The organism is Arthrobacter sp. FW306-1B-G06A (assembly GCF_058781765.1).
In genome coordinates this window covers 123144-147955 of the sequence record NZ_JBYSXB010000002.1, presented here as the reverse complement: position 1 = coordinate 147955, position 24812 = coordinate 123144, and the positions used below count along the sequence as shown (strand labels likewise).

The window sequence follows — 24812 nt, the reverse complement described above, 5'->3', positions numbered from 1 at the left end:
CATGCTTCCAGCGTACGCCTGCTGCCCGGAGTGATCACCCGTTCTTGGCCCCTAAGCTTCCAGCGTCCTCCGCACGAAGTCCGCGCTGGGCCGTGAATAGGCGGCCCCCAAGCGCTCGAACAAGGCGATTCCCGCCATGCCCGGCCAATCCTCGGGAAGGAATTCCGCCGGCAGCCCCGGATCAAGGTACGGAATGATCCGCCAGCGGTCGATGCAACGGACGTAACGGGCGAAGGTTTCGGCCGAGGCCGGGCCGCCGTCGGAACCGCTGTCTTGGCCGCCGTCGTCCGCCGCGGAACCATGATGCCGGATGAAGTCGCGATGCAGTTCTGCCACGGTGTCCAGGTCCCACCATGCGGATGCGGCCTCGCGGAGGCTGCCGCCCACCAAGGGGGTGTCCGTCACGAACACCGTGGCCATTCCGCGCAACCCCAGGTCCTCGAGGATCTCCTCCACTTCCACCCTGAGCGAATCCGGGCAGATCCACAGCCCTGCTGCCACCGTGCCGCAGCCGATCCAGTGCAATCTCCGCCGCAATTGGTGCCGCTTTTCCCGCTCCGTTTCCGGAATGGAAAAGGACACGAGGCACCAGCGGTCCGCGGGGGACATCAGGCGGGGGTTGAAGATCCGGCGGTCTCCGCGGGCAAGCATCGTGGCGGCGCCCTCGGTGACGGCGAAGCCGGGAACACCTTCACGGAGCTGAGGAAGGACGATTTCCTTCTTTTTCAACCGTGACAAGGCCGTTCGGGACACGGCAGCGGTCACGCCAAGGGCCTCCATGAGGACGATGATGTGCCTTGAGGACATCCATCCGCCGGCATCGCGGAGATATAAGCCGATGACGGTCCGCAGCAACGACGTGGTACTCCCGGGCCGGGAGTCCATGTCGTCGAGGACGGCACTCACAGGAGTTCGGTCAGGGCGTCCCGGATGGCGGTCACTCCCAGCTCAACCTCCGCGTAGCTGGTGCTGAGCGGCGAGAGCCCGATCCGCAATCCGTGCGGCGGACGGAAATCCGGAATGACACCCCGCTCCCAAAGCGTCCGGGTCACCTCGCCGAACAAGGGATGGTCCACCGTGATGTGCGAGCCACGCTCTGCGGTGTTGCGCGGGCTGACAATCTCGACGCCGAGGGGGGCCAGCATGTCCTCAGCCAAGGCGACTGCGTACTCCGTCAGCTTGATGGACTTCTCCCGCACCGCATCCATGCCCACTGATGCGATCAGCTCAACCATGTCCTTGAGCGGCTGCATGGCCAGCACCGGGGGAGTTCCGGTGATGAAGCTGCGGATCCCACGGGCCGGGGTGTAGCTTTCCGTCATGCCGAAGGGGTTGTCGGCGCCCATCCAGCCCCAGATCGGCTGTTGCAGTCGGTCCTGCTGCGACGCGTTGACGTACGCGAACGCGGGGGAGCCCGGGCCGCCATTGAGGTATTTGTAGGTGCAACCAACAGCAAGGTCCACACCCCAGGCGTCCAGTTCGAGGGGCACCGAGCCTACCGAGTGGCACAAGTCCCAGAGCATGAGCGCTCCGGCTTCCTTGACCATCGCGGTGATCGCCGCGGCATCCGCCAGGAAACCCGAACGGTATGCCACGTGGCTGAGTACGACGACGGCGGTCCGCTCGCTGAGCAGTCCCTCGAGGTCCGTGGTCCGGACGCCGCTGGCCGGGTTGGAAGCGACCCACTTGATGGTGGCGCCCTTCTCCGCGGCGATGCCCTCGATGATGAAACGGTCCGTGGGGAAGTTGTCCCGGTCCACCACAATCTCATCGCGGCCCGCTTGGGCGTCGACCGCTGCCCGGATGAGCTTGTAGAGCATCACGGACGTGGAGTCTCCCACGGTCACCTGGCCGGCGGCCGCGCCCAGGGTCACGACGCCGATGCGGTCGCCCACTGCGGTGGGCTCATCCATCCACTGTTCGTCCCAGCCGCGGATAAGGCGGCTGCCCCAGGCGTCCTCGACGAAGGACGCGAGCTTCGCCGATGTCGCCTTGAGCGGCCTGCCGAGCGAGTTCCCGTCAAGGTAGGCCGTGAGCTGGCCGTCCGACGGGGCGTAAAAGGCCTCACGCTGCCCGGCGAGGGGATCCGCGGCGTCGAGCTCTGCCGACGTCGGCCGTTGCGTTTGCTGCACGCTGTTCATGTCTCTCCTGAAGAAAGCGATGGGGTTGCTTGGAATTTGCTGTTCAGTTGCCGATCTCGGTGCGGACGGCGTAGAGCTCCGGGAAGAAAGTCAGGTCAAGGGCCCGCTTGAGGAAGTCGACGCCGGAGGAGCCTCCCGTGCCCACCTTGAATCCGATGGTCCGCTGCACGGTACGCAGGTGGCGGAAGCGCCACGCGTGGAAGTTGTCCTCGATGTCCACAAGGTCTTCGCACGCTTCGTAGAATCCCCAGGGTGTGGCTTCCGATTCGTAGATCTCCTGGAAGACCGGTACCAGATCCTTCTGGAACGTCCACGGTTCGCTCGTGTCACGTTCAAGGATTTCGGCCGGAACGGCATAACCGGCCCGCGCCAGCACTGCGAGGAAGGCGTCGTAAAGGGTCGGCTCCTCCAAGAGGGTACTGAGCTGGCTGTGCGCTGCCGGATCGCTCTCGAAGACCCGGAGCATGCCGCGGTTCTTGTTGCCCAGGAGGAACTCGACGCCGCGGTACTGGTGGGACTGGAAGCCTGACGAACTGCCCAGGAAGCGCCGGAATTCGGAATACTCGCGGGGAGTGAGCGTGCCCAGGACAGACCACTGCTCGGTCATGGTCCGCTGGATCGCCTTGACGCGTGCGATGCATTTGAGGGCTTTGGCAAGGTTGTCCACATCAAGGAGCCGGCGGGCTTCAAGAAGCTCATGCAGGATCAGCTTGAGCCACAGTTCGCTGGTCTGGTGCTGGATGATGAACAGCATTTCGTCATGGTGTTCCGGGGTGCTCAACGGGTGCTGGGCCGTGAGGAGGCGGTCAAGGTCCAGATACCCGCCATAGGACATGGCCTGGCTGAAGTCGGTGCGGACCGAATCCTCGATGGGCCTGATTCCTCGGGCCCTGATGGTCTCTTCGGAGTGGCCGGTGCGGTTTTCCATGCATTGAGATTATCACTTATGTGACGAACGTCAAGATAGTGAATTTCCGGACGGTCCCGGTGGCGTTCCAAAGCGCTTGCCTTACGCTGGCCTTGTTGGCACGTCCGGGAGGGGGCTGCATGACCACCGTGTCGCTGTATCTGGATGTCGACGGCGTGGTGAACCCCTTCGGTCCCCTGGGCTTCACCGATTGGGGTACGGAATGGAAAATCGCCGACGCCGGAATCCTGGACGTCGTCTACGCCTCCGAACTGGTTGACGAACTCAATGACCTGGCCGCCCACCCCGCGGCGAGGTTTGTATGGTTGACCACGTGGCAGCGGCTCGCGCCCGAGTTCCTGTGCCCGGCCATCGGCCTCCGCGGCGAGCATTGGCCCGTCTTGACCAGCGATGGTTGGGACCAGACTGCCGATTGGTGGAAGCTGGACGTCTTGCAGAAGGACGTCCAGGAGTCCGGAGCCGAACGGATCGTGTGGATGGACGATCAGCTGAACCATGAAGCCGCGGCCCGGTCCTGGGCCGAGTTCCTCGGCAACCGTGTGCTGTGGATCTCACCGGATCCGCGGCGGGGCCTGTCACGCAGCGATATCGCGGCTGTTCGGCAATTCCTTGGATGATTCGATGTTTGGCCATGCCGGCAATGGCACGTAAGATTCTTAAGGTTTCACGCCCGCCATAGTTAATTCCGCCAGTACAGTCAGATGAACGCGTGCTGAACTGTTTTTTGTTGGGCAGGCCCCGGGGAAGTGGAACTGCGCATCATCGACTCTGCAGATTGGGCACCAGGTGGGAATCACCTTCATGGTCGCGCTTGTCATAGCGCTGGCCTTATTTTTTGACTTCACCAACGGCTTCCACGACACTGCGAACGCCATGGCGACTCCGATCGCCACGGGTGCCATCAAACCCAAGACGGCTGTTGCCTTGGCCGCGGTGCTCAACCTCGTGGGCGCGTTCCTCTCGACCGAAGTGGCAAAGACCATATCGGGCGGCCTGATCCGCGAGGGCACGGACGGTATCCACATCACGCCGGAGATCATCTTCGCCGGGCTGATGGGGGCCGTCCTGTGGAACATGTTCACGTGGCTCAAGGGGCTGCCGTCCAGTTCTTCGCACGCGCTTTTTGGCGGCCTCATCGGCGCTGCGATCGTCGGCATCGGATTCCACGCCGTCAACTTCGACACCGTGCTCCAGAAGGTGATCCTTCCGGCCGTCTTCTCGCCACTGCTCGCCGGTGCCGTGGCCTATCTATGCACCAAGCTGGCCTACCTCCTGACGTCCCGGCATGACCCCGAAACCGGCGACAAGCTGACCCAGAAGCGCGGCGGATTCCGTACCGGCCAGATCTTCACCTCGAGCCTCGTCGCCTTGGCCCACGGTACCAACGACGCGCAAAAGACCATGGGCATCATCACCCTCGTCCTGATCGCCGCCGGAACCCAGCCGGCCGGCAGCGGCCCGCAGCTCTGGGTCATCGGGGCCTGCGCACTCGCCATCGCCATCGGAACCTATGCGGGTGGCTGGCGCATCATCCGGACCATGGGCTCGGGGCTGACCGACGTCAAGCCAGCCCAGGGCTTCTCCGCGGAAGCCAGCACGGCGTCAGCCATCCTCGCTTCCTCCCACCTCGGCTTCGCGCTCTCCACCACGCAGGTGGCCTCCGGTTCGGTCATCGGCTCGGGACTCGGACGCAAAGGCACCACGGTGCGCTGGGGAACGGTGGGGCGCATCGCCACCGGCTGGCTCTTCACCCTCCCTGCGGCCGCAATCGTGGGCGCTTTGACGGCGTTCCTCATCGGCACCGGTACCGTCGGCGTGGTCATCGCCGCAGTCGTGGGCACCGCCGTCGTCGTCTACATGTTCATTTACTCGAGGAAATCGCACGTAGGCCACCACAACGCCGTCGAAGTCGAGGAAGCCGGCACCGCAGTCCGCTTCCGCAAGAAGAAGGCTAGAAAACAGAACCTGAGCAAAAGCGCGAGTAAGGACATCCAGGCATGAAGTGGTTTGATCTGGTGGAGGTAGCCGGCGCGACCCTTGTGGCGGCCGTTCTCCTCGTAGTGCTGTATTCGCTCGGTGTCCGCCTCACCGCCATCGCGGGCGACGCCCGGCAGAAATCGCCGGGCATGGTCCGGTCGCTCGCCTACGCTTGTTTTGCGGCCTGCGGAATCGCCGTGCTTTTCGGGATCTACCTGATCGTTCCGTACTTCTCGAAGTAGCTGTGAAGGCTGCTGCCTGATGGGTAGGGTGGGGCCATGGCGGATTTCCAGTACTACGTGGCATCCTCGCTTGACGGGTTCATCGCCACGAAAGAAGACGATCTCGGCTGGCTGCTCCAGTTCGAAGAGGCCGAGGGCGTCACCGAAAGCTACGAAGACTTCATGGCGGGCATCGGCTGCATTGTCATGGGCGGCCAAACGTACCGCTGGCTCATGGAACACGAACCGGGCAAGTGGCCCTACCAAGGTGTTCCATGCTGGATCTTCACCCACCGCGAATACGCCGCGCCGCCCGGCGCGGACGTCACATTCGTCCGTGGCGAGGTTGAGGAATTCGCGCCGGACCTGATTGCCGACGCCGGCGACAAGAACGTGTGGCTGGTTGGCGGCGGTAACCTCGTGGCCCAGTTCGCCAAGGCCGGCCTGCTGGACGAGATGATTGTCACCCTGATCCCGGTCGCTTTGGGTTCCGGCAAGCGCTTGTTGCCTGTTGAAAGCCCGACGGCGCCGCTCGAGTTGGTCTCCTCCCGCACCCTGGGTAGCGCGGCAGTAGAGGTGCGCTACAGGTTCCCCGCGCGTGCCGGTTCAGCGGGCCCTGTTCTCCCGGATCATGTTGGTGATCCGGGCAGTTGAGAGTCGCCGGCCGTGATCGTCGGTCATGACAATTTCATGGGTGGCGAGCGTGCCGCCCAAGTGGATGGCCGTGCAAGTGCCGGTGACCAGGCCGCTCGCAATGGAGCGATGGTGGGTTGCGCCCACCTCGATTCCCACCACGTGGCGCCCGGCTCCGGCATGCAGGGCTGCCGCGAAGGAGCCCAGGGTTTCGGCGAGGACCACGTGGGCTCCGCCGTGGAGGATGCCGGCAACCTGGGTATTGCCTTCGACCGGCATGGTGGCAACGGTCCGTTCAGGGCTCAGTTCCAGGAACTTGATGCCCATCTTCGCTACGAGGGAACCCACGCCATAGCGGGAAAGCCAACCGTGCAACTCTTGCGGAACGCCGGCCGCATTGAGTTCGTCGGTGAACGGGCCCGGCGTGAAATTGTCCATCATGGCAACTAGGCTGGCACCTGTGAGCGAAACAACCAAACCGGACTCAGTTCCAACGGCAACGTCAACGGCAACCGCAAGCGCAGTGTCAACTGCCACCGCAACGGCACCAGACCCTTCAACAACCACTGCGGGCACGGCGGCCGGTGGCCGGCCGAGGCTCCTGGTCCTCGACGGTCACTCGATGGCGTTCCGGGCGTTCTATGCCCTGCCGGCGGAGAACTTCGCCACATCCTCGGGCCAGCACACCAACGCCGTGCATGGCTTCACCTCGATGTTGATCAACCTCATCAAGGACCAGAAGCCCACCCACGTTGCGGTGGCCTTCGACGTCTCGGACGACACGACGTTCCGCAAGGCGGAGTACAGCGAATACAAAGGTGGCCGCAACGAGACGCCGCAGGAATTCCGCGGGCAGATCGATCTCATCGACCAAGTCATGGAAGCGTGGGGCATCAAGACCATCAAGATGCCCGGGTACGAAGCAGACGACATTCTTGCCACACTCGCGGCCCGGGGAGAGGCCGCAGGTTACGAAGTCCTCCTGGTTTCAGGGGACCGTGACGCTTTCCAGCTCATCACGGACAACGTGTTCGTCCTGTACCCGAAACAGGGTGTTTCCAATATTCCCCGCATGGACGCGGCAGCGATCGAAGAAAAGTACTTCGTTCCCCCGTCCCGCTACTCCGATCTCGCCGCGCTGGTAGGGGAGTCCGCCGACAACCTCGCCGGCGTTCCCGGCGTCGGCCCCAAGACCGCGGCCAAGTGGATCAACCTGTACGGCGGCCTCGAAGGGATCCTGGAGAACCTGGATTCGATCGGCGGCAAAGTCGGTGGAGCCCTCAGGGAAAACATCGACGCCGTCAAGCGGAACCGCCGCCTCAACCAGCTGCTCAAAGACCTTGAGCTCCCTGTGACGCTCGCGGAACTCGAGGAGCCGCGCCCGAACCGCCAGGAGGTCGAGACTCTCTTCGACACCCTTGAATTCAAGACCCTCCGCGCCCGGCTGTTCGCACTCTATGGCGACGACACCGCCGGCCCGCCCCCCGAAACCATCGACGCGCCCGACTACAAGATCCTGGACGACGCCGCCGCCCTGGAGGAGTTCTTCGCCGCCGGTACGGGGAGCCGTGCCGCCGTCGCCGTGCAGTTGGTTCCCGGGCGGATCGGTGACGACGCCGCTGCCCTCGCCATCGTGCGTGCCAACGGGGCGGCCTACATCGAGTTGTCATCCTTGGACGCGGCGGCCGATGCCGTCCTTGCCAAGTGGCTTCAAGACCCCGAAGAAGCCAAGGTCATGCACGAGTTCAAGGACGCGTTGAAGGCCCTGAACCACCGTGGACTCGGCCTGGAAGGCGTGGTGGACGACACTGCCATTTCGGGCTATCTGATCCAGCCGGACCGCCGCAGCTACGAACTCGCCGAGCTCGCCCAGCACCACCTGAGGATCACCGTCGCGGCTGCGGCTGTACAAGCCGGCCAGCTGGAACTCGATCTTGGTGATGGGCCGGACGGGGCCGCCGCCAGCGCGCTCGTCCAGCAGGCCGCCGTCGTGCACACACTGAGCAAGCACTTCGAAAGCGAGCTCGCCGAACGCAAGGCCGAGGCGCTCCTGACCACCTTGGAGCTGCCGGTCGCACGGGTCCTGGCCCAGATGGAACTGTCGGGCATTGCCATCTCCACGGAACGCCTGAACGAACAGCTCGCGGACCTGGCGAAGGTGATCGACAACGCCCAGGAGCAAGCATTTGCCGCGATCGGCCACGAGGTCAATCTTGGCTCGCCCAAGCAGCTCCAGACCGTCCTCTTCGAAGAGCTCGGCCTGCCGAAGACCAAGAAGATCAAGTCCGGCTATACGACGGACGCTGCCTCGCTGAAGGCCCTATTGGAGAAGACCGGCCACGAGTTCCTGGTGCAGCTCATGGCCCACCGGGAATCCTCCAAGCTGGCCCAAATGCTGGAGACCCTCAAGAAATCGGTGGCTGAGGACGGCCGCATCCACACCACGTACGCGCAGAACGTCGCGGCCACGGGGCGTATTTCCTCGAACAACCCCAATCTGCAGAACATCCCGGTGCGCAGTGAGGAAGGCCGGCGGGTCCGCGGAATCTTCGTTGTCAGTGAGGGCTACGAATGCCTGCTGTCTGCCGACTACTCGCAGATTGAAATGCGCATCATGGCCCACCTGTCCGGCGATGAAGGCCTCATCCAGGCGTACAAGGACGGCGAGGACCTGCACCGCTATGTGGGCTCGCACATTTTCAACGTGGCACCGGAAGACGTCACTAGTGCCATGCGCTCCAAGGTCAAGGCCATGTCCTATGGGTTGGCCTACGGACTGACCTCGTTCGGCCTGTCCAAGCAACTGGAAATCTCGGTCGACGAAGCCAGGACCCTCATGAAGGACTACTTCGACCGCTTCGGCGCCGTGCGCGACTATCTGCGCGGCGTGGTGGAGCAGGCCCGGATCGACGGCTACACCGCCACGATCGAAGGCCGCCGTCGCTATCTTCCGGACCTGACCAGCACGGACCGCCAGCACCGCGAGATCGCCGAGCGCATTGCACTGAACTCGCCGATCCAGGGTTCGGCGGCGGACCTCATGAAGCGGGCCATGCTCGGCGTTTCGGCCGAGTTGACCAGCCAGGGGCTGAAGTCCAGGATGCTGCTGCAGGTCCACGACGAACTCGTCCTCGAGGTCGCCCACGGCGAACGCGAAGCCGTCGAAAAGCTCGTCACCGAACAAATGGGGACGGCGGCCCAGCTCACGGTACCGCTCGACGTGCAGGTAGGCGTCGGCTCCAGCTGGTACGACGCCGGGCACTAGCGGGCCCGCCGGCCTCCATAGCCGTTCTGCATGGGGGCACGCCGCCGATATGGTGGCGTGCCCCCATGCTGTCTGGCTAGGCTCGGGAGGTGGCTGATCCCAAGGAAACAAACGAAAAGTACAACGTCAAGCGCTTTCGTTCCGTCGGCAAGGAGAACCCGGACTACGGACAAGCCCGTGATTGGCTCCGCGCCGTCGGCTTCGGATTCCATGACGAGCAGCGAAGCGATGAGCTCATCGACAAGATTCTCGCGATGTACCAAGCGGACAACCGTGAGTTGACCGGTGTTTACGTCAACGAAGAACCTCCGTTGCATGCGCTCAACCCGGGATTTCCGGTGGCGACATTTGGAACGCTGGAAAACAAGCTGAATGTTGGCTTCGGCGAAGAGCTGCGGACGCGCCAGATCACCGCGGTCACCGTGCGCGGAACGCACCGGCGGCATGGGATCCTGCGCGGGATGATGACCGCCGACCTCGCCGATGCCAAGGACGGCGGCTTCGCCATGGCCGCACTGACCGCATCCGAAGCGTCCATTTACGGCCGCTTCGGTTTCGGCGTCGCGACCTTCGAGCGAAGCATCAAGGTGGACACCGGTCCGAAGTTCCGCATCCGTCATGAGCCCGTTGGCCGGGTGGAGATCGCCGATCCACGCGTCCTCCTGGACCTAGCGCCCGAGGTATTCGAACAGGTCCACCACCGTACGCCGGGGTCCATCGTGAGGCAGGACTCCTACCGCCATCACGTGTCCGGGGCGATGACTCGTGACGGCAGCGAAGACAAGGCCATCAAATGTGCGCTCCACTATGCACCGGACGGCATCATCGACGGCTACGTGTCATACAAGTTCGCCGGCTGGGACACCAAGCCGTACACGGTGGAAATCGTGGACCTTGTCGCCGCGACGGACTCCGCGTACCTGGAACTGTGGCAATTCCTGGGCAGCATCGATCTCGTCGAACAGGTTTCCTGGCCCGACGCTCCCGTTGAAGACCCCCTTGTATGGGCGCTCGAGGACGGACGCTGCATTGCGTCTTCCGACTACCGCGACATGTTGTGGTTGCGCGTCCTGGACGTCCCTGCAGCCTTGTCAGCCCGCCGCTACAGCGCCGATGGAGGGTTGGTCCTGCAGATCCGGGATGCGCTCGGTTTTGCCGACGGTACCTGGGAATTGACGTCCGACGGCGGCGTTGTCACCGTCAATGCGGCGGATGGCGGGAGCCCTGACCTGAGCATGGACGTCACCGATTTGGGGTCTGTCTATTTGGGTGCCGTCAATCCTGTAACCTTGGCTTCGGCTGGCCGGATCCGCGAGCACACGGCAGGAGCAGCATTGGCTGCCCGGCACATGTTCGCCGTCGAACGTCCAGCCCATTGCCTGACGCACTTCTAGGCGCATCTCCACCCACACACTCGATCTACAACAGAAGAGGATTCCATGGGGGAATTCCAGCCGGGGGGCCACTCCTCCGGCCCATCAGGGCTGCCGGGCCGGCGGTCCTTGCTGGCGGCTGCCGCCGGACTCGCGATGACCGGCCTGGCGGCCTGCGCCCAACAACCGGCAGCCGCCCCCGCGCCACGCCCCGCAACGGTTTCAACGCCGGTCGTGGACGAGGCCGGCCAGAATCCGGTGGTGCCCGAAACGCGGCCGGTGCCGCCGTCGAGGTCCCAGGTTGTAGCTGAATTTTCCGCGCGCAAGCCCGTCGAATGGGGTCTTGGGGTCCCCGGCGTGGTCTCGAAAACGGCGTCGACGCATGCGGTCCTCACGTTCGATGCTTGCGGTGGCCCCCAAGGCTCGGACTGCGATCAACGATTGCTCAAGACCCTCCGCAAGCTCAACGTTCCCGCCACCTTGTTCGTCAATGGCCGGTGGATCAAGGCCAATCCCGGGCTGGCGGCCGAGCTCGCGGCCGATCCTTTGTTCGAGCTCGGCAACCACGGCTTCCGGCACCAGCCCCTATCGGTCAACGGACGCTCGGCGTACGGAATCCCGGGCACCGCCAATGCGGGTGAAGTGTATGACGAAATCATGGGCAACCAAGAGGTCATGGAGCGGCTTTCCGGCAAAGCCCCACGCTTCTTCCGGGCCGGAACCGCCTACTACGACGACGTCGCGGCGGCGATCACCAATGCCCTCGGACTGGTACCCGTGAGCTTCACGGTGAACGGCGACGGCGGCGCGACCTTCCCGGCACCGACGGTCGCGGGCGAAGTGGGGAAAATTGCCGCAGGTCACGGCGCCGGCCAGATTGTGATCTCGCATTTCAACCAGCCCGCCGGCGGTACCGCGGAGGGCTATGCCCGCGCCCTTCCGGGCCTGCTGGACCGTGGCGTGACGTTCGCGCGGCTTGGTGACACGCTGCCGCTTTGACCCTCCTTGAGGCAAACGACTAGAATGAACGGGCGCATACTACGTGCGCGCAAATTTACAATCCACAATTCAGGATGACCCGGCGTTTGCCGTGTCCTGCGGACCGGCAACGGGAAGCGGGCGGTTTGCCTGACCGATACTCTATCCACAACGGAGCCCCTACTACATGACCATCACCTCCACCGAGAAGCCCGGTACCCCCGTAGTCGCGATCAACGACATCGGTACCGCTGAGGACTTCCTCGCAGCTGTCGACGCCACCATCAAGTACTTCAACGACGGAGACCTCGTCGAAGGTATCGTCGTCAAGGTTGACCGCGACGAAGTTCTGCTCGACATCGGTTACAAGACCGAAGGTGTCATCCCTTCCCGCGAGCTTTCCATCAAGCACGACGTTGACCCCGGGGACGTCGTCTCCGTTGGCGATCAGGTCGAAGCCCTGGTGCTCACCAAGGAAGACAAAGAAGGCCGACTGATCCTCTCCAAGAAGCGTGCTCAGTACGAGCGTGCCTGGGGCGACATCGAGAAGGTCAAGGAAGAAGACGGTGTTGTCACCGGTACCGTCATCGAGGTTGTCAAGGGTGGTCTTATCCTCGACATCGGCCTGCGCGGCTTCCTGCCCGCATCCCTCGTCGAGATGCGCCGCGTCCGCGACCTTGCTCCGTACATCGGTCAGCAGATCGAAGCCAAGATCATCGAGCTGGACAAGAACCGCAACAACGTTGTTCTTTCCCGCCGTGCATGGCTCGAGCAGACCCAGTCCGAGGTTCGCTCCACGTTCCTCAACAAGCTGGAAAAGGGCCAGGTTCGTCCCGGCGTCGTTTCCTCCATCGTCAACTTCGGTGCATTCGTGGACCTTGGCGGCGTAGACGGCCTCGTTCACGTTTCCGAGCTGTCCTGGAAGCACATCGACCACCCGTCCGAGGTTGTCGAGGTTGGCCAGGAAGTCACCGTCGAGGTTCTCGAAGTGGATCTGGACCGCGAGCGCGTGTCCCTGTCTCTCAAGGCCACGCAGGAAGACCCGTGGCAGACCTTCGCCCGCACCCACGCCCTCGGCCAGGTTGTTCCGGGTAAGGTCACCAAGCTGGTTCCGTTCGGTGCGTTCGTCCGCGTCGAAGACGGCATCGAAGGCCTCGTTCACATCTCCGAACTGGCTGTCCGCCACGTTGAGCTTGCTGAGCAGGTCGTCTCCGTTGGCGACGAGCTCTTCGTCAAGGTCATCGACATCGACCTCGAGCGCCGCCGCATCTCGCTCTCCCTCAAGCAGGCTAACGAGGGCGTTGACGCTGAGAGCACCGAGTTCGACCCGGCTCTGTACGGCATGGCCGCTGAGTACGACGAAGAGGGCAACTACAAGTACCCCGAGGGCTTCGACCCCGAGTCGAACGAATGGCTCGAGGGCTACGAGACGCAGCGCGCCGCTTGGGAGCAGCAGTACGCTGACGCCCAGGCACGTTGGGAGGCTCACAAGAAGCAGGTTTCCCAGCACGCTGCTGACGACGCCGCTGCTGCCGCTTCCGGCGAGAGCGACTCCGGCACCACCAGCTACTCCTCCGAGCCGGCTGCCACCGAGTCCAACGCGGGCACCCTGGCATCCGACGAGGCACTCGCCGCCCTGCGCGAGAAGCTGACCGGCAACTAATTGCCACTGGCCCGGGTTTCCGGGCCGGATCAAAACGGCTCCTGCGATTCATTCACGAATCGCAGGAGCCGTTTTGTTTAACCCTCTTGCACTGGTTGCCTGCTTGCCTGTGCCTCTCACCCGCGTCCCTCTTGCCCGGCTCCCCACGTGACAGGGGAGGGCATGTCCCGTGGGTGCTCAGGCCTGGACGTCGACCCATTCCGTTCCCCGCAAGTGGAGGCCCGAGGCGCCGCCGGTCAGGGATGCCAGCCGCTCACGGGCGTCCGCGATTGCGCCTGGATCATCGGGTAGCGCCACGCGCAGGATTGTCTCCGAGGGCTCGTAGCTAGTTTCGGCCATGAAGTAGCCCGCGGAGCGCAGATCGTTTTCCAGCCTCCCGGCCGCTTGGTGGGGCACGGGGATGTCGCACATCCGCAGGCGGCGGCGCTGGACCAGGGGAGCGGAGTCCAGCGCGGCCGAGATCGATTCGGAGTACGCACGGACCAGTCCGCCCGCGCCCAGGAGGATCCCACCGAAATAGCGCACGACGACGGCGCTCACGTCGCTGAGGTCAGCCACCCCAGGCAAGGTCTCGCGTTTGATGAGCGCCTCAAGCATGGGGATGCCAGCTGTTCCGGAGGGTTCGCCGTCGTCGTTGGACCGCTGGATGACGCGGTCCGGACCGAGGACGAATGCCGAGCAGTGGTGCCGGGCGTCATGGAATTCCTTGCGCAGTTCCGCCACCAGGGCGCGGGCGGCGTCCTCGTCGGAAGCGCGGCGCAGCACCGTGATGAAGCGCGAACGTTTGATCTCGAGTTCGTGGCGGAAATCGTCTCCCGGCGCCAATGTTGTGTACGCGGTCGCCCGGCTTTCTTCCTGTTCTGCCACCGACCCAGTCTAGTGTGGAGGGGTGCTGAAGATTGGACTTACCGGCGGGATCGCCTCCGGCAAATCGCTCGTGTCCGCCCGGCTGAGGGAGTTGGGCGCTGTCTTGATTGACGCCGACGCGCTGGCCCGCGAGGTCGTGGAGCCGGGCACTCCGGGCTTGGCGGACGTCGTGGCCGAGTTCGGTAAAGACATCGTCGACGCCGAGGGGCGCCTTGACCGGGCACGCCTCGGCGCGATCGTGTTCGCCGAGCCGGATCGCCGCGAAGCGCTCAACGCGATCATCCATCCCCGGGTCAGGGAGAAGGCTGCGGCGATGCTCGCGACCGCGAAACCCGGCGACATCGTCGTCCAGGATATTCCACTCCTGGTCGAAACCGGGCAGGGAAGCAGCTTCCACCTGGTGCTCGTCGTCGATGCGCCGGACGAGGAACGGATCCGGCGCATGACGGAGATCCGAGGCATGACAGCGGAGGACGCGGTGTCGCGGATGGCCGCGCAAGCCAGCCGGGATGAACGGCTGGCCGCGGCCGACATCGTGTTGGACAACTCCGGAACCGTGGCGGAAGTCACCGAGCTGGTGGAAACTCTCTGGGAAGAACGATTGGTGCCGTTTGCCCGCAACCTCGCGGCGGGCCGTCCGGCCCCACGAGCCGGCGGACCTGTATTGCGGCCGCCAAACCCCGACTGGCCGGCCCAGGCCGGGCGGCTGCTTGCCCGGATCCGGCGGGCATCCCCGGAGGTGTTGGGCGCAGACCACATCGGTTCGACGTCGGTACCCGGCCTTCTTGCAAAAGACATCATCGACCTGCAGGTCAATGTGTCCTCGCTTGAAGCCGCAGACCGGATAGCGGGGGTCTTGGGCGAGGCAGGTTTCCCGTTGCGGGAGGCCTCTGCCCGTGACACACCCAAGCCACCGGACTTGGATCCATCGGCATGGCAAAAGCGCTTCCATGCCAACGCGGACCCCGGGCGGGCAGCCAATGTCCATGTCCGGGTGCTTGGAAGCCCGGGCTGGCGTTATGCGTTGTTGTTCCGGGATTGGCTCCGCGCCAACCCCGAGGCCGTGGCAATGTATGCGGCCCTGAAGCAAGAGCTTGCCGCGCAGTACGCCGGTGACGGCCGGACCCTGGCGTATGCGGAAGCCAAGGAGCCCTGGTTCACCGAGGTCGCGTGGCCGCTCATGGATGCCTGGGCCAGCAGCAGCGGTTGGCAGCCGCCGTCGTACTCCATGGCGCAAGGCTAGGCATGGCCCCGAAACGGAGAATCACGCCGCACCTTGAGGGACAGCGGCTCGGCGCCGTTCGTGCGTTGGCGTGGGGCGGCGTCGTCCTCATGGCCGGGGCCGCGCTGCTGTGGTTCCTTGCCGGCGGCCGCGAGGAGTTCGTCGCTGGAACGCAGCCGGCGACGTGGCGCGTCCTCGTGCCGGGCACAGCTTTCTGGTTGGCATGGACCGCCTGGCTTGGGGCAGGAGTGTGGTTCGCCGTCAAGATGTTCCGTTCCATCATGGGGCGACTCGACGACGGTTGGACCAGGCCAGGCGGAGGTGACGGTTCCACCGGATAACGCGGACAGTAACTGTCCGCGGGCGGGGGTACATTGGATTCATGAGTCTTGCCCAGGAGATCAACCGTGTGGTCGCGCCTTTTGAGGTCATCAGCGAATTCAAGCCGGCAGGTGACCAGCCGGCCGCAATCGCCGAGCTGACCGAAAGGATCAACAACGGCGAGAAAGACGTCGTCCTGCTCGGCGCCACCGGTACGGGCAAGAGTGCCACCACCGCCTGGTTGATCGAACAAGTGCAGCGGCCCACCTTGGTGATGGTCCAAAACAAGACCTTGGCCGCGCAGCTCGCCAACGAGTTCCGGGAGCTGCTGCCCAACAACGCGGTGGAGTACTTCGTTTCCTATTACGATTACTACCAGCCTGAAGCCTACGTCCCCCAGACGGATACCTTCATCGAGAAGGACTCCTCCGTGAATGAGGAGGTGGAGCGGCTGCGGCACTCGGCCACCAACGCGCTGTTGACCCGCAGGGATGTCATCGTTGTGGCTACCGTGTCGTGCATCTACGGCCTGGGCACCCCGGAAGAATACATCGCCGGGATGGTCACGCTCACCAAGGGCGCCGAAATGAACCGGGACGATCTCCTGCGCAAGTTTGTCGGCATGCAGTACACCCGCAACGACATGGACTTCCACCGCGGCACGTTCCGGGTCCGCGGAGATACCGTGGAGATCATCCCGATGTACGAAGAGCTGGCCCTGCGCATCGAGTTCTTCGGCGACGAGATCGAGAACATCTATACTCTGCATCCGGTAACGGGCGACGTCATCCGCGAGGAAACCGAGATGTACATCTTCCCGGCCTCGCACTATGTCGCCGGTCCGGAACGCATGTCCCGCGCCATTACCGCCATCGAGAACGAGCTCGGGGAGCGGCTCAAGGTCCTCGAAGGCCAGAACAAGCTGGTGGAGGCCCAGAGGCTGCGCATGCGCACCACCTACGATCTCGAGATGATGCAACAAATGGGTTTCTGCAACGGCATCGAGAACTACTCACGCCACATCGATGGCCGCGGCTCCGGCACGGCCCCGCACTGCCTCATCGACTACTTCCCGGACGACTTCCTGCTGGTCATTGACGAATCCCATGTCACGGTTCCACAGATCGGCGCCATGTACGAGGGTGACATGTCGCGCAAGCGCACACTCGTGGACCACGGTTTCCGGCTTCCTTCGGCCATGGACAACAGGCCGCTCAAATGGGATGAATTCCTGGAACGGGTGGGCCAGACCGTCTATCTTTCCGCGACCCCCGGCAAGTACGAGCTGGGCAAGGCCGACGGGTTCGTCCAACAGATTATCCGCCCTACCGGACTGATCGATCCCGAAGTCATCGTGAAGCCGACCAAAGGCCAGATCGACGACCTCCTTGGCGAAATCAGGACGCGCGTGGAGCGCGACGAACGCGTCCTGGTCACCACCTTGACCAAGCGCATGGCCGAGGACCTGACCGACTACCTGCTGGGCCATGGGGTCAAGGTCCAATACCTGCACTCCGACGTCGACACCCTCCGTCGCGTGGAACTGCTCCGGGAGCTCCGCATGGGCAGCTTCGACGTCCTGGTGGGCATCAACCTGCTCCGAGAGGGCCTCGACCTGCCCGAAGTGTCACTTGTCAGCATCCTCGACGCCGACAAGGAAGGATTCCTCCGCTCGGCCACCTCCCTCATCCAGACCATCGGGCGCGCCGCCCGAAACGTCTCGGGCCAGGTCCACATGTACGCCGATCGGATCACGGACTCGATGGCGAAGGCAATTGAGGAAACCAACCGCCGCCGGGAAATCCAGGTCAAATACAACACGGACAACGGTGTCGATCCCCAGCCGTTGCGCAAGAAGATCGCGGACATCACTGATCAGCTTGCCCGCGAAGACGCCGACACCCGCGAGTTGCTGGCCGCAGCCGGAAAGGGCGGCCGGACCGGCAAGGGCAAGGGCGCTTCGAAGGTCCGGCAAGATGGCCTGGCCGCGGCGCCGGCCGAAGACCTCGTGGGCCTGATCGAACAGCTGACCGAGCAGATGCACGCGGCTGCCGCTGAGCTCCAATTCGAGATCGCTGCGAGGATCCGTGACGAGGTGGGCGACCTCAAGCGCGAACTCCGCCAAATGCAGTCCGCCGGGCACGCTTAGGGTAAAGTTGGGGCTACGTAGGGGAGTATCCCAAGCGCTACGTCCGTCAACACGCAAGGCACAGACGCCTCGCCGGGCCTAGCGGATCGCCGTTTGAGCGTTGTTGCCTTCGGGCATGGAGACGCAGGCAGGTCGGAGAGACTTACGCCGTTTTGGCGTACCTGCGAAAGGCATTCTAGATGCAACTCCCCGCCTGGTTTGAGATCGGCTCGTTCGTCGTTCTCGGAATCATCCTCCTTGTCGACCTTCTCCTGGTGGTCAAGCGTCCGCACGAACCCTCGATGAAGGAAGCAGGCCTTTGGGTCGCCTTCTACGTCACCCTCGCCTTGGTGTTTGCCGGAGCGATGTTCGCCTTTGCCGGCCCGGAACATGGCAGCCAGTTCATCGCCGGCTGGGTGACCGAATACAGCCTGAGTATCGACAACCTCTTTGTCTTCATCATCATCATGGCGCGGTTCTCCGTGCCCCGTAAGTACCAGCAGGAAGTGCTCATGGTGGGCATCATCATCGCCCTCGTCCTGCGCGGTATCTTCATTGCCCTGGGTGCCGTGGTGATTGAGCAGTTCAGTTGGGTCTTCTACATCTTCGGCGCGTTCCTGCTCTGGACCGCGTGGAAGCAAGCCACGGACAACGGCGAAGACGAGGAAGACGGTGCCGAAAACCCGCTGATCGCCCGTATCCGCAAAGTTGTCCCGATGTCGGAGAAGTTCGACGGCGGCAAGCTTCGGACAACGGTCAACGGCAAGAAACTGTTCACTCCCATGCTGATCGTCTTCGTGACCATCGGCATGACGGACCTCCTGTTCGCCGTGGACTCCATTCCGGCCATCTTCGGACTGACGCAGAGCGCCTTCATCGTCTTCACCGCCAACATCTTCGCCCTCATGGGCCTGCGCCAGCTGTACTTCCTGCTTGGCGGACTCATGAGCCGGCTGATCTACCTCAAGCACGCATTGTCGATCATCCTCGCCTTCATCGGCGTCAAGCTGGTCCTGCACGCCATGCACGTCAACGAACTGCCCTTCATCAACGGCGGCCACCACATCGAATGGGCTCCGGAGATCCCGACCTATGTGTCCCTCGCGGTCATCCTCGGCACCATCGTCGTGGCGGTTGTCGCGAGCCTCCTGACCCCGGCGGGCAGCAAGTCCAAGCTGGATGCCCGGCTCGAAGAAGATTCCCGCAAGAGCATGAACAAAGTCAGCGGCAACTAACACGGGTCAACTGCGGAACGTTTCGGAGCCCCGGCCCTTACTGTGGCCGGGGCTCAGCGTTTGGCGGAGATATGCTCTTGGCATGGCGTTGACCTCTCCGATGACCCTCGATCCGGCAGCAGTACAGCGACGCACAGTCCGATTGCTGAGCACCACACAACTGCTGAGCGGTGTGGGCAACGGCGCCACCCTGTCCATCGGATCGTTGCTTGCCGTCCAGCTCAGTGGATCGAGCGCCTGGGCGGGATCGGTCACCACTATCCTCACGCTCGCCGGTGCCGTCACTGCTTTGCCCCTGGCCGGTCTTGCCGAGCGCAGGGGGCGCCGTGCCGGACTCGTCACCGGTCTCCTGGCCGCGATGCTTGGGGCAATCTTCATGATTGTCGCGGCGGCTACGGGGGCTTTCGCGGTGCTCCTCCTTGGTGCAGCCCTGCTGGGTCTCGGCACGGCATCGAACCTCCAGGCGCGATTCGCCGCCGTCGATCTCGCCGCACCGGAGCACCGCGGACGATCGCTTGCAACCGTTGTCTGGGCAATCACCATCGGCGCCGTGGCCGGTCCGAACCTCATCCAACCTGGCGCTGCGGTGGGCGAAGCTCTGGGCCTGCCCGCAATCTCCGGGCCATTCGTCTTCTCCGTTGCCAGCCTCCTTCTGGCCGCGGTGTTACTGATGGCCGCACTGCGCCCCGACCCGCTGTTGCTGGCAAGGCGCCTGGCCGAGGGGACGCACGACGACGGCGGAAGCGCTGGCGACCGTGCCGAAGCAGGAGGGCCCCGACGTCGTTCATTGACTGCCGGATTCCAGGCCGTGCGGGCGTCTCCGCGCGCCAAACTGGCCCTGACTGCGGTGGTTGCGGCGCATGGAATCATGGTGGCGGTCATGTCGATGACGCCGTTGCACCTGCAGGAGCTCGTCTCCACCGGGCCGGTTGGGGGCCATGTGGGTCACGAGGGCGGCCACGCCATGGGTACCGACGCCCTGGTGATCATTGGATTTACGATTTCCCTCCACATCGCCGGCATGTTCGCTTTGTCGCCGCTGATGGGGTGGCTGACGGACAGGGCGGGCCGGATCCAGACGATCGTGCTGGGCTTCGTGCTGCTGGCGGTGGCTGTCGCCGTGGCCGGCTTCGGGCAGCAGGACCCGGCCCTGGTCACGGTGGGGCTCGTTGTGCTCGGCCTAGGGTGGTCGGCCGCGACGATTTCAGGATCCACCCTGTTGGCCGAGAGCGTCGAGCGGCAGCAACGCGTCATCGTCCAGGGAGTCTCAGACACACTCATGGGGGCTGCCGGTGCCTTGGGCGGAGGCTTCTCCGGGCTCGTGCTGGGCTGGGTGGGCTACGAGGGTCTGAACATGGCTTCCGGTGCCGTGGCCGTCGTCGTGCTGGCCGTCGTCGCGGCTTCGGTGAAGCGTCCGGCAGTACGGCCGGCGGGCTGAGCTGAACAGCAGAACCTCAGTTCTTGCCGCGCACCATCCCCAGGAGCCGGTTGAAGATTCCTTCCCCGTCTTCGCCGATGCCATCGTGATGGAAATCCCCTGTGGTCCAGGCCTGCAGTCCGCGGACGGCGGCCGCGGTTTCCATGGATAGCTGGAAGTCCACATAGATGTCGTCGCGGTAGACAGCTGCCGCGACCGGCACAGTATTCGCCTTCAGCCGGGACACATCGTAGAGCGGTTTCCAGTCTTGTTTGTTGGCCAACAGCGCAGCCACATCCTGCAGGGGCACAAGCGCTGGATCCTGTTCGAAGTACCAGGGGTAGACCATTTCGCCCGTCAGGAGCGGCTCCGCGGCGTCGGGATGGAACTCGGGGAACTCCCCGCTCACCCGCCACGCCGCCCAGCCGGTCGCCTGCCCCTGTCCGTAGATGGACTCGTGCAAGACCGCGTACAGGGGATTCGATGCCCGGGAAACGAGGCCGTAGACCTGTTCCAGAAAGGCGTCGGAGAGGCGTTCGCCCGCCGGAGACGGCACGAAGGCGTCCTCCAGGAGGGTGTGCAGGGCATCCACGCGGGCGTTCCCGCCCAGGAACGATCCCACCATTTGGAAGCGTTCCGTGGTGAGGCGTTCTCCGCTGGGCAGCCGCTCGTCCGTCGATTCCAGATGCCGCGCGATCCGGGTGACCCGCTTGCGGTCCTCCGGGTACCACCCGAAGTATTCCGCGTTGCGTTCCGCGACCCGTTGGAAAGTCGCCTTGTAGACGCGTTCGGCCGGACCTTCCAGCGGCGCCAGACCTCCCGTGATGAGCACTTCGCTCAAACCTTCCGGCGCGAAGGACAAGTAGGTCAGCGCGCAGAAACCGCCGAAGCTCTGGCCCAGGACGGTCCACGGTTCCGAACCGAGGGTCTTGCGGATGAGTTCGGCGTCGGCCACGATCGAATCCGCCCGGAAATGCGTGAGGTAGTCTGCCTGTGCGGCGGCATCGCCCCGGAGCGGCAAGGTATTTCGGTCCGCCGGCGTGGACAGGCCCGTGCCGCGTTGATCCAGCATCAGGATGCGGAAACTCCTCGCGGCAGCCTTCATCCAGCCGGACAGGGAGGTGGTCCGGGTTCCGCGTCCGCCGGGCCCGCCCTGGAGGTAGAGCAACCACGGTAGCCGGGCTGTGTCCTCCTCCGAGTGCTCGGCGGAGACGAACTCCCGCGCGAAGACTGTGATCGTTTCCGCGGTGCTGTCGGCTTCCACACCTGCGGACGCCCAATGGTCGAGGGGGACCGCGAAGAAGTGTTCGGTGGTGCGGACGCCCCGGAATTCGTGACGTGCCCGGATGGTGTGGGCCACGCCCTCAACCACGCGCTCAGCCACGAGCCATGACCTTGTCGCTGCCGAAGGCACCCAGCGCTTCGCCGGTCAGCCGGAAGGTCGACCAGCCGTCCATGGGCACCGCTCCGAGGCCGCGGTAGAAGTTGATGGACGGTTCGTTCCAGTCCAGGACACTCCATTCCACCCGTGCATAACCGCGTTCGACGGCGGTGGCGGCCAGGTGCTGCAGGAGCGCCTTCCCGTGGCCTTCGCCCCGGGCATCGGGCGTGACGTAGAGGTCCTCGAGATAGATGCCGTGGACGCCTTCCCACGTGGAGTAGTTCAGGAACCACAAAGCGAATCCCTGGACGTCTCCTGCCGCGTTTTCCGCCATGTGCGCGTACACCCGTGGATTCTCGCCGAACAAGGCCTCGGTGAGCATTTCCGGCGTGTTCTTCACGGCGTCGGGCTCTTTTTCGTAGACGGCAAGCTCATGGATCATCTGCAGGATCGCGGGGACGTCGGACACTGTGGCTGGGCGGACAACACTCATGATTCGAGCTTACTAGGCGCCTACAGGCGGTTGACCGAGGTCACCCTGACCACGGCGGTGCCGCTCTCGTCCGAGGCTGCCAGGTCCACTTCGGCGGAAACGCCCCAGTCATGGTTGCGGGCCGGGTCATCGAAAATCTGCCGCACCCGCCAGATGCCTGGTTCCTCCGTGATCATGAGGAGTCCCGGGCCGCGGGCATCGGGGCCGGTTCCGATGTCGTCGTGCTCGTCGAAGTAGTCGTCCAAAGCGTCTTCCCAGCGCTCCGCATCCCAGCCGCTGCCGGCGTCGAGCTCGCCCAAGGCAGCCGCATCCTCGTCCGCGAACAACTCAACGCGCCGGAACATTTCGTTGCGGACCATGACCCGGAAGGCGCGGATGTTGGACGTGAGCGACGGCGGCGGGGGAGGTGGAGCGTCGTGCGGCGTCGGAGCCACCCCGGAGGTGAGCTCTTCCCACTCGTCGAGCAGGCTGGAGTCGACTTGGCGGACCAGTTCACCCAGCCAGGCGATGAGGTCCTCGAGGTCTTCGCGGAGCACGTCCTGCGGGACCGTCTGGCGCAGGGCCTTGAAGCCGTCGGCCAAATACCGCAGCACGATTCCCTCGGAGCGGGCCAGCCCATAGAACTGCACGAACTCACCGAAATTCATGGCGCGCTCATACATGTCGCGGACCACCGACTTCGGAGCCAGCTCAAAGTCGCCCACCCAGGGTGCGGCCTTGCGGTACACCTCGAACGCTTCGCCCAGGATCTCCGCGAGGGGCTGCGGGTAGCTGACCTCTTCAAGCATCGCCATGCGCTGGTCGTAATCGATGCCGTCGGCCTTCATCGCGGCGACGGCCTCGCCGCGTGCCTTCTTCTGCTGCGCGGAGAGGATCTGCCGGGGCTTCTCGAGGGTCGCTTCGATCACGGACACGACGTCCAAGGCGTACGACGGCGACTCCGGATCGAGGAGCTCGAGCGCGGCAAGCGCAAACGGTGAAAGCGGCTGGTTCAGGGCAAAGTTGGCTTGCAGGTGAACGGTCAGCCGGACGGATCGTCCTTCTTTCTCCTGCTCGGCCTCGGGAATGCGTTCAACCACTCCGGCTGCCAACAGCTCGCGGTAGATGCTCAGGGCCTTCTTCATGAGCTGCAGTTGGGCGGGCCGTGCCTCGTGGTTCTCAGTGAGGAGACGGCGGGCAGCGGCGAACGGGTCGCCGGAGCGCTCCATCAGGTTGAGCAGCATCGCATGCGTCACAGTGAAACTCGAGGTCAACGGGTCCGGCACGGACTCCACCAAACGGGTGAAGGTGGGCTGGCCCCAGGAGACAAAGCCTTCCGGCGGTTTCTTCCGCACCACTTGCCGCAGTTTCTTCTGGTCGTCGCCGAACTTCGCGGTGGCTTTCGCCATAGCCTTCGCGTTTTCCACCACGTGTTCGGGAGCCTGCACCACAACCGTTCCGGCCGTGTCGTAGCCCGCCCGGCCCGCGCGGCCCGCGATCTGGTGGAACTCCCGGGAGTTCAGCAGGCGGGTGCGGACGCCGTCGTACTTGCTGAGCGCCGTCAGGAGGACAGTGCGGATGGGAACGTTGATCCCGACCCCGAGCGTGTCGGTGCCGCAGATGACCTTCAGGAGTCCTGCTTGGGCCAGCTGCTCAACGAGGCGGCGGTACTTGGGCAGCATGCCGGCGTGATGGACGCCGATCCCGTGGCGGACCAGCCGGTTCAGGGTCTTGCCGAAGCCGGCGGCGAACCGGAATCCCGCGATCAGCTCGGCAATCTTGTCCTTCTCCTCGCGCGAGCACATGTTGACGCTCATGAGGTTCTGGGCCCGCTCGATGGCCTCCACCTGGCTGAAATGCACCACGTACACGGGAACCTGCTTGGTGCTGAGCAGTTCTTCGAGGGTTTCGTGGACCGGTGTTTCCTGGAAGTAATAGTGCAGCGGGATGGGCCGTTCGGCCGAACTCACGGTGGTAGTGGACCGTCCGGTGAGTTCGCTCAGGCCGGCTTCGAAGCGGCTGACGTCTCCCAGGGTGGCCGACATCAGCAGGAACTGGGCCTGGGGGAGCTCCAGGAGCGGTACCTGCCATGCCCAACCGCGCTGGGGATCGGAGTAGAAGTGGAATTCGTCCATGATGACCGTGCCGAGCTCGGCTTCCTTGCCTTCGCGCAAAGCGATGTTGGCGAGGATTTCGGCGGTGCAGCAAATGATCGGCGCATCCTGGTTGACTCCCGAATCTCCGGTGATCATGCCGACGTTCTCTGCTCCGAAAATGTCGCAAAGCGCGAAGAACTTCTCCGAGACCAAGGCCTTGATGGGGGCGGTGTAGTAGCTGCGCAAGCCGCGGGACATCGCCTCGAAGTGCGCGGCGATCGCCACGAGGGATTTTCCGGAACCGGTGGGGGTTGCCAGGATGACATTGGCGCCCGACGCGAGTTCCATGATGGCCTCGTCCTGGGCGGGGTAGAGCTGAAGTCCGCGGCTCTCCGTCCAGGCGACGAAGCGTGTGTAGATTTCGTCCGGGTCAACGCGTCCGCCGTCGGGGAGCTGCTCAAGAAGTTTCATTGCCTTCCAGCTTAGTGTGGGTG

General features: G+C 64.1%; 21 protein-coding genes. 13 read left to right on the top strand and 8 right to left on the bottom strand.

What is annotated here, in order from left to right:
- Positions 1-51: 51 nt before the first annotated feature.
- Genes AC3WJM_RS01700 through kynA form a run of 3 tightly spaced genes read right to left on the bottom strand, consistent with a single transcriptional unit; the run spans position 52 to position 3069 of the window.
- Positions 52-906: a PaaX family transcriptional regulator gene (locus AC3WJM_RS01700; protein ID WP_332602104.1), complete on the bottom strand. Its 855-nt coding sequence runs from the start codon at positions 904-906 to the stop codon at positions 52-54.
- Positions 903-2141: a kynureninase gene (kynU, locus tag AC3WJM_RS01695; protein ID WP_284988245.1), complete on the bottom strand. Its 1239-nt coding sequence runs from the start codon at positions 2139-2141 to the stop codon at positions 903-905. The genes AC3WJM_RS01700 and kynU overlap by 4 nt, the downstream gene beginning before the upstream one ends.
- Positions 2142-2184: 43 nt before the next feature.
- Positions 2185-3069 (bottom strand): tryptophan 2,3-dioxygenase, encoded by an 885-nt coding sequence (kynA, locus tag AC3WJM_RS01690; protein ID WP_492271067.1) that lies wholly within the window; start codon positions 3067-3069, stop codon positions 2185-2187.
- A gap of 119 nt (positions 3070-3188) precedes the next feature.
- On the opposite strand from kynA, the gene AC3WJM_RS01685 reads away from it, so the two are divergent.
- From AC3WJM_RS01685 to AC3WJM_RS01670, 4 genes are all read left to right on the top strand, one after another.
- Positions 3189-3686: an HAD domain-containing protein gene (locus AC3WJM_RS01685; RefSeq protein ID WP_492271066.1), complete on the top strand. Its 498-nt coding sequence runs from the start codon at positions 3189-3191 to the stop codon at positions 3684-3686.
- Positions 3687-3855: 169 nt separating this feature from the next.
- Entirely contained in the window at positions 3856-5070 is a 1215-nt protein-coding gene (locus tag AC3WJM_RS01680) for an inorganic phosphate transporter (RefSeq protein ID WP_059389297.1), read from the top strand.
- On the top strand, positions 5067-5288 hold the full coding sequence (locus tag AC3WJM_RS01675; RefSeq protein WP_059389296.1) for a hypothetical protein: 222 nt from the start codon (positions 5067-5069) through the stop codon (positions 5286-5288). The genes AC3WJM_RS01680 and AC3WJM_RS01675 overlap by 4 nt, the downstream gene beginning before the upstream one ends.
- A 36-nt stretch (positions 5289-5324) precedes the next feature.
- The gene (locus AC3WJM_RS01670) at positions 5325-5921 is read left to right on the top strand and encodes a dihydrofolate reductase family protein (RefSeq protein ID WP_284988242.1); all 597 of its coding nucleotides are present in this window, start codon (positions 5325-5327) and stop codon (positions 5919-5921) included.
- Here AC3WJM_RS01670 and AC3WJM_RS01665 read toward each other — a convergent pair.
- Positions 5874-6341, bottom strand: a complete 468-nt coding sequence (locus AC3WJM_RS01665; RefSeq protein WP_284988241.1) for a hotdog fold thioesterase — start codon at positions 6339-6341, stop codon at positions 5874-5876. The genes AC3WJM_RS01670 and AC3WJM_RS01665 overlap by 48 nt on opposite strands.
- Before the next feature lie 181 nt (positions 6342-6522).
- Here AC3WJM_RS01665 and polA point away from each other — a divergent pair, with 181 nt between their 5' ends.
- The 4 genes from polA (at position 6523) to rpsA (ending at position 13179) form a co-directional block, all read left to right on the top strand.
- Entirely contained in the window at positions 6523-9165 is a 2643-nt protein-coding gene (polA, locus tag AC3WJM_RS01660) for a DNA polymerase I (RefSeq protein WP_492271091.1), read from the top strand.
- 89 nt (positions 9166-9254) lie between these two features.
- Complete coding sequence (locus AC3WJM_RS01655) at positions 9255-10559, top strand: GNAT family N-acetyltransferase (RefSeq protein WP_492271065.1); 1305 nt, start codon at positions 9255-9257, stop codon at positions 10557-10559.
- 45 nt (positions 10560-10604) lie between these two features.
- Positions 10605-11537 carry a polysaccharide deacetylase family protein gene (locus AC3WJM_RS01650; protein ID WP_284988239.1) on the top strand — a complete coding sequence of 311 codons (933 nt, stop codon included), beginning with the start codon at positions 10605-10607 and terminating at the stop codon, positions 11535-11537.
- Between the two features lie 166 nt (positions 11538-11703).
- Complete coding sequence (gene rpsA / locus AC3WJM_RS01645) at positions 11704-13179, top strand: 30S ribosomal protein S1 (protein WP_284988238.1); 1476 nt, start codon at positions 11704-11706, stop codon at positions 13177-13179.
- 177 nt (positions 13180-13356) lie between these two features.
- On the opposite strand, the gene AC3WJM_RS01640 is transcribed toward rpsA, so the two are convergent.
- Positions 13357-14046 carry an IMPACT family protein gene (locus tag AC3WJM_RS01640; RefSeq protein ID WP_492271064.1) on the bottom strand — a complete coding sequence of 230 codons (690 nt, stop codon included), beginning with the start codon at positions 14044-14046 and terminating at the stop codon, positions 13357-13359.
- A 22-nt stretch (positions 14047-14068) separates the two neighbouring features.
- On the opposite strand from AC3WJM_RS01640, the gene coaE reads away from it, so the two are divergent.
- The 5 genes from coaE (at position 14069) to AC3WJM_RS01615 (ending at position 20390) form a co-directional block, all read left to right on the top strand.
- Entirely contained in the window at positions 14069-15289 is a 1221-nt protein-coding gene (coaE, locus tag AC3WJM_RS01635) for a dephospho-CoA kinase (RefSeq protein WP_492271063.1), read from the top strand.
- A gap of 2 nt (positions 15290-15291) precedes the next feature.
- On the top strand, positions 15292-15609 hold the full coding sequence (locus AC3WJM_RS01630) for a hypothetical protein (protein ID WP_284988235.1): 318 nt from the start codon (positions 15292-15294) through the stop codon (positions 15607-15609).
- Positions 15610-15650: 41 nt separating this feature from the next.
- Complete coding sequence (gene uvrB, locus AC3WJM_RS01625; protein ID WP_059389294.1) at positions 15651-17738, top strand: excinuclease ABC subunit UvrB; 2088 nt, start codon at positions 15651-15653, stop codon at positions 17736-17738.
- 179 nt (positions 17739-17917) lie between these two features.
- Positions 17918-18952, top strand: coding sequence for a TerC family protein (locus tag AC3WJM_RS01620; RefSeq protein WP_059389293.1), 1035 nt, complete (start codon positions 17918-17920; stop codon positions 18950-18952).
- 82 nt (positions 18953-19034) lie between these two features.
- The gene (locus AC3WJM_RS01615) at positions 19035-20390 is read left to right on the top strand and encodes an MFS transporter (protein WP_492271062.1); all 1356 of its coding nucleotides are present in this window, start codon (positions 19035-19037) and stop codon (positions 20388-20390) included.
- A gap of 16 nt (positions 20391-20406) precedes the next feature.
- Here AC3WJM_RS01615 and AC3WJM_RS01610 read toward each other — a convergent pair whose 3' ends face one another.
- Genes AC3WJM_RS01610 through AC3WJM_RS01600 form a run of 3 tightly spaced genes read right to left on the bottom strand, consistent with a single transcriptional unit; the run spans position 20407 to position 24789 of the window.
- A complete protein-coding gene (locus tag AC3WJM_RS01610) occupies positions 20407-21753 on the bottom strand; it encodes an alpha/beta fold hydrolase (RefSeq protein ID WP_492271061.1) in 1347 nt (448 codons plus the stop codon).
- Positions 21746-22243 (bottom strand): GNAT family N-acetyltransferase, encoded by a 498-nt coding sequence (locus AC3WJM_RS01605; RefSeq protein WP_284988232.1) that lies wholly within the window; start codon positions 22241-22243, stop codon positions 21746-21748. The genes AC3WJM_RS01610 and AC3WJM_RS01605 overlap by 8 nt, the downstream gene beginning before the upstream one ends.
- 20 nt (positions 22244-22263) lie before the next feature.
- On the bottom strand, positions 22264-24789 hold the full coding sequence (locus AC3WJM_RS01600) for a DEAD/DEAH box helicase (RefSeq protein ID WP_492271060.1): 2526 nt from the start codon (positions 24787-24789) through the stop codon (positions 22264-22266).
- Positions 24790-24812: the final 23 nt, after the last annotated feature.

Coding starts and splice junctions, on each gene's coding strand:
- kynU (WP_284988245.1), bottom strand. CDS start 2,141: ATGAACAGCGTGCAGCAAACGCAACGGCCGACGTCGGCAGAGCTCGAC.
- kynA (WP_492271067.1), bottom strand. CDS start 3,069: ATGGAAAACCGCACCGGCCACTCCGAAGAGACCATCAGGGCCCGAGGA.
- AC3WJM_RS01685 (WP_492271066.1), top strand. CDS start 3,189: ATGACCACCGTGTCGCTGTATCTGGATGTCGACGGCGTGGTGAACCCC.
- AC3WJM_RS01675 (WP_059389296.1), top strand. CDS start 5,067: ATGAAGTGGTTTGATCTGGTGGAGGTAGCCGGCGCGACCCTTGTGGCG.
- AC3WJM_RS01670 (WP_284988242.1), top strand. CDS start 5,325: ATGGCGGATTTCCAGTACTACGTGGCATCCTCGCTTGACGGGTTCATC.
- AC3WJM_RS01665 (WP_284988241.1), bottom strand. CDS start 6,341: ATGATGGACAATTTCACGCCGGGCCCGTTCACCGACGAACTCAATGCG.
- polA (WP_492271091.1), top strand. CDS start 6,523: ATGGCGTTCCGGGCGTTCTATGCCCTGCCGGCGGAGAACTTCGCCACA.
- AC3WJM_RS01650 (WP_284988239.1), top strand. CDS start 10,605: ATGGGGGAATTCCAGCCGGGGGGCCACTCCTCCGGCCCATCAGGGCTG.
- rpsA (WP_284988238.1), top strand. CDS start 11,704: ATGACCATCACCTCCACCGAGAAGCCCGGTACCCCCGTAGTCGCGATC.
- AC3WJM_RS01630 (WP_284988235.1), top strand. CDS start 15,292: ATGGCCCCGAAACGGAGAATCACGCCGCACCTTGAGGGACAGCGGCTC.
- uvrB (WP_059389294.1), top strand. CDS start 15,651: ATGAGTCTTGCCCAGGAGATCAACCGTGTGGTCGCGCCTTTTGAGGTC.
- AC3WJM_RS01620 (WP_059389293.1), top strand. CDS start 17,918: ATGCAACTCCCCGCCTGGTTTGAGATCGGCTCGTTCGTCGTTCTCGGA.
- AC3WJM_RS01615 (WP_492271062.1), top strand. CDS start 19,035: ATGGCGTTGACCTCTCCGATGACCCTCGATCCGGCAGCAGTACAGCGA.
- AC3WJM_RS01605 (WP_284988232.1), bottom strand. CDS start 22,243: ATGAGTGTTGTCCGCCCAGCCACAGTGTCCGACGTCCCCGCGATCCTG.
- AC3WJM_RS01600 (WP_492271060.1), bottom strand. CDS start 24,789: ATGAAACTTCTTGAGCAGCTCCCCGACGGCGGACGCGTTGACCCGGAC.